The organism is Dietzia sp. IBK-p2-16D, assembly GCF_057773085.1.
On the sequence record NZ_JBYMTL010000074.1, the window covers coordinates 1 to 438 of the forward strand.

Here is a 438-nt window from a genome sequence, read left to right on the forward strand (position 1 = left end):
TGTTCAATTACCGGAGGAATTACCTGCGCATCAGCGGTTACAGTTACTTCTTCTAGTATAAATTTAATCGTTTCGGGCCCGTTAGCTCCCGTAGTATCAAGCCCATTGAATTATTGTCAGGGGGCAACTGCAGTGGCATTATCGGCTACCGGCACAAATCTGAAATGGTACACCGTACCAGCAGGAGGAATTGGTAGTACTACAGCACCAACGCCATCAACAACACTAATTGGGACGTTGAATTATTATGTTAGCCAAACAATAAATGGATGTGAAGGAGCAAGGTCAGAAATAAGCGTAATAGTGAATCCTTTGCCTAATCCAGCTATTAGTGGCAACTTGTCATTTTGTTCTGGTGATTCTACAACACTAACTGTCGGTTCTTATTCGATTTATAATTGGTCAACGGGTGCCACCACTCAAACAATTAATGTAAGC

General features: G+C 42.2%; 1 protein-coding gene. It reads left to right on the top strand.

Annotated elements, in window-relative coordinates; translation table 11 throughout:
- Positions 1 to 66: 66 nt before the first annotated feature.
- A partial coding sequence (locus AC3DE3_RS17420) for an immunoglobulin domain-containing protein (RefSeq protein WP_488370877.1) occupies positions 67 to 438 on the top strand: 372 nt, incomplete at its 3' end.